Source organism: Kitasatospora sp. NPDC056651 (assembly GCF_042792155.1).
Classification (GTDB): Bacteria; Actinomycetota; Actinomycetes; order Streptomycetales; family Streptomycetaceae; genus Kitasatospora.
Genome location: NZ_JBHTWX010000197.1, coordinates 1 through 6,406, shown reverse-complemented (window position 1 = coordinate 6,406; position 6,406 = coordinate 1). Strand labels below are relative to the sequence as shown.

The 6,406-nt window shown below is 75.9% G+C and carries 6 protein-coding genes; 4 read left to right on the top strand and 2 right to left on the bottom strand.

Annotation, left to right across the window (positions count from 1 at the left end):
* Nucleotides 1–111 precede the first annotated feature (111 nt).
* Nucleotides 112–297, top strand: a complete 186-nt coding sequence (locus tag ACFRAR_RS37905; protein WP_380704870.1) for a hypothetical protein — start codon at nucleotides 112–114, stop codon at nucleotides 295–297.
* A 44-nt stretch (nucleotides 298–341) separates the two neighbouring features.
* Here ACFRAR_RS37905 and ACFRAR_RS37900 read toward each other — a convergent pair whose 3' ends face one another.
* Nucleotides 342–1,895, bottom strand: coding sequence for an alpha/beta hydrolase (locus ACFRAR_RS37900; protein WP_380704868.1), 1,554 nt, complete (start codon nucleotides 1,893–1,895; stop codon nucleotides 342–344).
* 229 nt (nucleotides 1,896–2,124) lie between these two features.
* Complete coding sequence (locus ACFRAR_RS37895) at nucleotides 2,125–3,012, bottom strand: methyltransferase domain-containing protein (RefSeq protein WP_380704866.1); 888 nt, start codon at nucleotides 3,010–3,012, stop codon at nucleotides 2,125–2,127.
* Nucleotides 3,013–3,041: 29 nt separating this feature from the next.
* On the opposite strand from ACFRAR_RS37895, the gene ACFRAR_RS37890 reads away from it, so the two are divergent.
* The 3 genes from ACFRAR_RS37890 (at nucleotide 3,042) to ACFRAR_RS37880 (ending at nucleotide 6,239) form a co-directional block, all read left to right on the top strand.
* Nucleotides 3,042–4,529 carry a PLP-dependent aminotransferase family protein gene (locus tag ACFRAR_RS37890; protein ID WP_380704864.1) on the top strand — a complete coding sequence of 496 codons (1,488 nt, stop codon included), beginning with the start codon at nucleotides 3,042–3,044 and terminating at the stop codon, nucleotides 4,527–4,529.
* Between the two features lie 233 nt (nucleotides 4,530–4,762).
* Nucleotides 4,763–5,965 carry a glycoside hydrolase family 3 N-terminal domain-containing protein gene (locus ACFRAR_RS37885; protein ID WP_380704862.1) on the top strand — a complete coding sequence of 401 codons (1,203 nt, stop codon included), beginning with the start codon at nucleotides 4,763–4,765 and terminating at the stop codon, nucleotides 5,963–5,965.
* 31 nt (nucleotides 5,966–5,996) lie between these two features.
* Nucleotides 5,997–6,239 (top strand): hypothetical protein, encoded by a 243-nt coding sequence (locus ACFRAR_RS37880; RefSeq protein ID WP_380704859.1) that lies wholly within the window; start codon nucleotides 5,997–5,999, stop codon nucleotides 6,237–6,239.
* The last annotated feature ends 167 nt before the right edge of the window (nucleotides 6,240–6,406 follow it).

The window sequence follows — 6,406 nt, the reverse complement described above, 5'->3', positions numbered from 1 at the left end:
TCCCCCTCGGGGGGGGGGGGGGGGGGGCCCCGGGCGCGGCGCGCCGGGGGGGGGGGGCCCCCCCGGGCCGCCCGGGGCGCGCCCCCCCCCCCCCCCGCCGTGGTGGTCACCGTGCTCGCCGCAGTCTTCGGTGCCGCGGTGCTGCTGGCCGTGTTCCACTGGCTGGGGTGGAACGTCCCGTGGATCGGCTGGATCGTCGCCAAGGCCGGGATCAAGCTCGCCGTCGGCGGCTTCGCCGGCCTGGCCGTCGGTTTCGCCTGGCTCCGGGCCAGGTTGCGGACCGGGGCCGGGAGCTGACCGGGGTCGGGGCCGGGAGCTGACCGCGACCGGGGCCGACCGGTCTACGCCGAGGCGCAGGTGAGGTCGCGCGCGGGAGCGGTGTCCGCCAGCAGGTAGCGCTCGACCACGCCGGTGACGCAGGCGTTGGACGTGGGGTACTGGCCGTGGTCGCCGTTCCCGGTGACGGTGACCAGCTTCGAGCCGCGCAGCGCGCGGTGGGCGCCGAGCGCCGCCTCGTAGTAGGTCGCCGGGTCGTGCACCGAGTTGAGCATCAGCGTGGTCGGCAGATGGGCGCCGGTCACCTTGACCTCGGGCGCCGGGGCGACGGGCCAGGCGGCGCAGACCGCACCGAAGGCGAGCGTCCGGGCGCCGGCCAGCGGCCAGCGGGCGGTGTTCTCGGCGCCGCGCCGGACCCAGGTGTCCAGGTCCTTCGTCCACGCGGTGTCGTTGCAGGTCACCGAGAAGAACTCGGCGAGGAACTCCGGGTTGAGATAGCTGTTGAAGACCTTCGCGACCGTCGCCCGGGTGGCCGGGTCGAGGCTCTGCCAGTTGTCGACGGAGGCCAGCAGCCGGGCCAGGTCGGGGAAGGCGGCCGCCCGGTAGATCGCGGACATCGCGATGCTGTCCAGCTGGTTGGGGCCGATCGTCAACGAGCCCTCGACGATGGGGGAGTCGTGCAGCGCGGCCCGGCGCAGCTCCCAGTGGGCCCGCACCTGCTCCGGCGTCGAGCCCCAGTGGTAGGCGGCGTCCTGGGCCGCGAGCCAGGGCACGAAGTCCTCGTCGAAGCGGCGCTGGAAGCTCATCGGCTGCCCCAGCTGGAACTTCTCCCAGGTGCTGTCGAAGCCGATGTTGCTGTCCAGCACCATCCGCTCGACCCGGTGGGGGAAGAGCGTCGCGTAGTAGGCGCCGATCATCGTGGCGTAGGACGGGCCGTAGTAGCCGATCTTGCGCTCGCCGAGCAGGCCGCGGAACAGATCGATGTCGTGGGCCGTCTGCTCGGTGGTCAGGAAGGGGATGAGATCGCCGCTGCGCTCCTGGCAACTGGCGCCCAGCTTCTTCGAGTTGGCGATCACGCGGTCGATCGCGGCGGGGGACTGGTCGCGGTAGTCGCCGGCCAGGAACTCCTGGAACTCCTCCTGGGTCTGGCAGACCGCCTTGGTGCTCTCGCCGACCCCGCGCTGGTCGAAGCCCACGATGTCGTACGCCGCGCCGAGCGCCGGGGCGTCGGCGGCGAGCCCGGCCGGGCGCCTGAGGCCGGTGCCGCCGGGGCCGCCGGCCGCCATCAGCAGGGTGCCCTTGCGTTCGGCCTGGTCGGTGGCGCGGTGCCGGGAGACCGCGATGGTCAGATCGGCCCCGACGCCGGGGTGGTGCCAGTCGCGCGGGGCGGCCATGGCGGCGCAGTCCAGCGTGGGTTCCTGGGCGCAGGGCTGCCAGTCCAGGCTCTGGTGGGTGTAGCGGGCGGGCGCCGGGTCCGCGTCGCCCGGGTCGCGGCCGGTGGCGGCACCCGCGGTGGCGGGGGCGGCGAGGCCGGCCAGGAGGACGGCGGCGACGGTCAGCGCGACGCGTCGGGTGCGGTGCGGGGCGGATTCGGTGGGCTGGCCTGCGGTCTTGGTCACGGGAACGATCCTGTCGGGGCCTGGCCCGATGAACGATCATGCCCGCTGCCGTCTTCGGGGTGGTGCTGGATACACCCCTGCCGGGGCGGGGGGCTTCAGGTGACCCTCACGTGCCCGGTGAACGGTGGGCGGCGGTCTCGGTGGGCGGCGGTGGGCGGGCCCGTCCGGCGCGCGGTCGTGACCCCCGTCCACGACCGCGCCCCGGACGCGGCTGGGCGCCCTGTCCGGCCTAAGGCCTGACGGCGACCGCCTTGAAGAAGGCGTAGTGGAACGTCCCGCCCGGCTCGGCCGCGCGGCGCAGCTCCGCGACGCCCCGGTCGAACTCCTCCGGGGTGGTCAGCCCGGCGGCCAGTGCCTCCGCCCGGACGGCCTCCACCATGGCGACGAAGGTCCGCAGCGTGAACCCCTCCACCAGGGCCGGGCGCGCGCCGTCGGCGTAGACCGTCCGCGGGCGGACCGTCACCTGTGCGAACCCGGCCGCCGTGAGCAGCGGGTGCAGGCGGCGGCCGAGCAGGCCGTCGCCGCCGGCCAGCGCCTGGAGCCGGACCAGGTGGTCGACGGTGCGGCGGGCCGCCGGACTCTCCGGGTGGAAGAAGGCCGACCCGTGGTCGCCCTCGACCACCGTGATCGTCCCGCCCGGCCTCAGCACCCGGCGCAGCGCGGCCAGCCCGGCCGCCGGGTCGGGCAGGTGCTCCAGCACGAAGCAGAGGAAGACGTGGTCGAAGGAGCCGTCCGGGAACGGCAGCCGGTGCAGGTCGCCGTGGTGCCAGCTGACGTCCGCGCCGGGTGCCTGCGCCGCCACCCGGGCGCGGGCCCGGGCCAGCGACTCCGCCGAGAGGTCCGCCGCCGTCAGCCGCACCCCCGGACTGGCGGCAAGCAGGTGCACGGTCTGCGCCCCCACCCCGCAGCCCGCCTCCAGCACCCGGCTGCCCGGCGGGTAGGCAGTCCCCGCGTGCAGCAGCTCGGCGAGGGTGTCGGCCTGGTCGCCGAGGCGCCGCGCCTCGGTGTCGGAATAGCCGTGGACGTAGTCGTGGCCGGGATCCGGCGCGGTCGGCGCGGGTGTGGCGGGCGTTTCCGTGGCGGACGTTCGCGTGGTGCCGGGGGTTTCCGTGGTCATGGCCCCACCCTGGCCGTCACTATGGTCCGGTGAACAGGTCCAAAGCCGAGGCACCCGACCGGTCCAAAGACGCCGGTGCCGACTTCCTCCAGCTCGACGCGGCCGACGCCCCGCCCGGCGGCCTCACCGACTGGCTGGCCCACCGACTGCGCGAGGCCGTCGCCGACGGGCGGCTCCCGGCCGGGACCAGGCTGCCCGCCAGCCGGGTGCTGGCCGCCGAACTCGGCGTCTCCCGCGGCGTGGTGACCGACGCCTACCAGCGCCTCGCCGAGGAGGGACAGCTGGCCGGCCGAGGCCGGGGCGGCACGGTCGTGGTCGCGGCCCCCGCCGAGGCGGCCGGGCCGCCCGCGCCGGCGGCGCCCCGCGAGGCCTCGGCACTGTTCCGGGACGACCCCGACTCCGAGGTCTTCGACCTGCTGCGCGCCACCCCCGCCCGGATCGACCTCACTCCCGGCGTGCCCGACCTCGCGACCTTCCCGCGGGCCGCCTGGCTGCGCGCCGAACGCGCCGTCCTCGACGGCCTCGCCGCGCACGACCTCGGCTACGGCGACGTACGCGGCACCCCGGTGCTGCGCCGGGCCGTCGCCCACTGGCTGGCCCGCAACCGGGGCATCCGAGCGGACCCGGACGAGGTACTGATCGTCGCCGGTACGGCCCAGGCCCTCGCCCTGCTCGGCCGCGCCCTCGGCCGGGTGGGCATCGACGAGGTCGCGGTCGAGGACCCGGGTTCGCTCGGCGCCCGCCGGCACCTCGCCCACTGGCTCGCCGCCACCCCGCCCGTCCCGGTCGACGCCGAGGGCATCCGGGTCGACGCGCTGCGCGCCACCGGTGCGCCGGCCGTCCTGCTCACCCCCGCCCACCAGTATCCGACCGGTGTCGTCCTCGGCGGCGACCGCCGGCGCGAACTGCTGCGCTGGGCGGTCGAGGGCGGCCTGGTGATCGAGGACGACTACGACGCCGAGCACCGCTACGACCGCCCGCCCGTCCCGGCCCTGCGGGCCGCCCTGCCGGACCGGGTCTGCTACGCGGGCAGCATCTCCAAGCTGCTCGCCCCCGCGCTGCGCACCGGCTGGCTGCTGGTCCCGGCCCGGCTGCGGGAGGCGGTCGTGGACGCCAAGCGTTTCGCCGACCTCGGCAATCCGGTGCTGCCCCAGCTGGTGCTGGCCCGGCTGATGGAGTCCGGCGACCTCGACCGTCACCTGCGGCTGCTGCGCCGCCGCCACCGCCGCCGCCGGGACGCGATGATCGCCGCCATCCGCGCCCATCTGCCGGAGGCCACCGTGCACGGCGCGGCCGCAGGGCTCCACCTGATGCTGACGTTTCCGGAGGAACTCGGTTGCACCGACACCGAGTTGGCCGCCGCCGCGCTGGCCGAGGGGGTCAAGACGCAGCCGCTGTCCTGGCACGCCAGGCTGCCGTGCCCGCCGGGGCTGGTTCTCGGCTACGCGGCGGGGTCGACGGCCGACATCGCCGAGGGCCTGGCCGTCCTGGGAGGGCTGGTGCGCCGGCCGTCCTGACGCGGGCGGTGCCGCGGGCGTGATCCGGCCGGGTTCGGCCGGGTTCGGTCGGGTTCGGCGCCGGGGCTCCGGCTCCCGAAGTCGAACACCCGGTCGGCCCAGTCGGGCTGACCGGTCCTCCCCTCGGTGCTTTTACAGTCGGATCATCCGAGGAATCTGGTGTGCGGGGGAATGGCGATCCGCACCCTGGGTAAATTGACATGTCGAAGTCAAATTCTGACCCGGGAGGCGTGATGGTCCCGTTCCGCAGTGTCGCCCAGTTCGGGGTGGTGCTGGCCGTCATGGGGGCCGCGCTCGGGCCGGTCCCGCTCGGCTCGCCCACCCGGCCGCACGACGCCCCGAGTGCGGCGGGCGCACCGGGCGCTCCGAACCAGGGAGGCGCACCGGGCGCTCCGACCGAGGGGAGTGCCGCGATGGCCGACCGGCACCAGGAGGACTCCCGGGTGCTCGCCGGCCGGCGGGTCGTGCTGTCGTACGCCGGTCCGACGCCGCCGGCCGGGGTGCTCCAGGCGATTCGGGAGGGCCGGGCCGCCGGGGTGATCCTGTTCGGCGAGAACATCACCAGCCCGGAACAACTCGCCCAGGCCGTCGCCGCGTTGAAGCGGGCGGCGGCCGAGGCCCCGCACCCGCGCACCCTGCTGCTGATGACCGACCAGGAGGGCGGCAAGGTCCGCCGGCTGCCCGGTGCGCCCGAACTCTCCGCCCGCCGCACCGGGCTGGCCGCGGACCCGGTCGCGGCGGCGGCGGACTCCGGCGCCGGCGCGGCGCGGACCCTCGCCGACGCCGGGCTGAACCTCAACCTCGCCCCGGTGCTCGACGTCTACGACGCACCGGACAACTTCATCGACCACTCCGAGCGCTCCTACGGCCAGGACCCGGCCAAGGTGGCCGAGCTGGGCACCGCCTTCCTCACCGCCCAGCAGGGCCTCGGGGTGGCCGCGACCGCCAAGCACTTCCCCGGCCTCGGCGCCGCGCCCAGGGGCGCGAACACCGACGAGCGCCCGGTCACCCTGAACGTCCCGCTGTCGCAGCTGCGCTCCCGCGGCGAGGCCCCGTACCGCAGTGCCATCGCGGCGGGGGTCCGGCTGGTGATGGCCTCCTGGGCGGTCTACCCGGCACTGGACCCGGACCACCCGGCCGGGTTCTCGCCCAGGATCATCCAGGGCGAGCTGCGCGGGCGGCTCGGCTTCGACGGCGTGACCGTCACCGACGCCATGGAAGCCGACGCGCTCGCCCCGTACGGCGGCACCGGCGACCGCGCGCTGGCCGCCGCCGAGGCCGGGATGGACCTGCTGCTCTGCTCCGGCCGCGACCCTCAGCAGGCCGAGGACGCCACCGAGGCGCTCGCTGCCGCCCTGGACGACGGCCGCCTGGACCGGCACGCCTTCACCGGCGCCGTCGCCCGGGTCGACGCCCTGCGCGCCTCGCTGGACTGAGCCGGCGGCCGACTGCCGGTGCCGCCCGGCGGTGGCCGATCCGGAGTCCCGCTGGGGCGAGGAGCCGTTCTTCTGCGAGGAGGCCGGGTACGCGGCCTCCTACGCCTACGCCCGGCTGCTGGGCGAGCGCGCGGACCTCCACCAGGCCCTCGGCCCCGCCCGGGCCGAGTGGGAGCCCGACATGGGCGAGGACTTCGACTTCGACGACGACGCGGAGACGCACCGCGGCCTGCCCCGCCTGGCGGCGCTGCTGCTGGGGCCGGTCGCCGACTGAGCGGCGGCGCCGACGCCCGGGTGCGGCGGTCCGGCCGTCCGGGCGGGACCGTACGATGGACCGCCCGGCGGGGCCCGTCGAGGAGGGCTGCCGGGGGGTCGAGTACGGTGACGACTTGAAGAAATCTTCATCTGTCGCGATGATGCCTGGGCCGTGTGGGACACGGC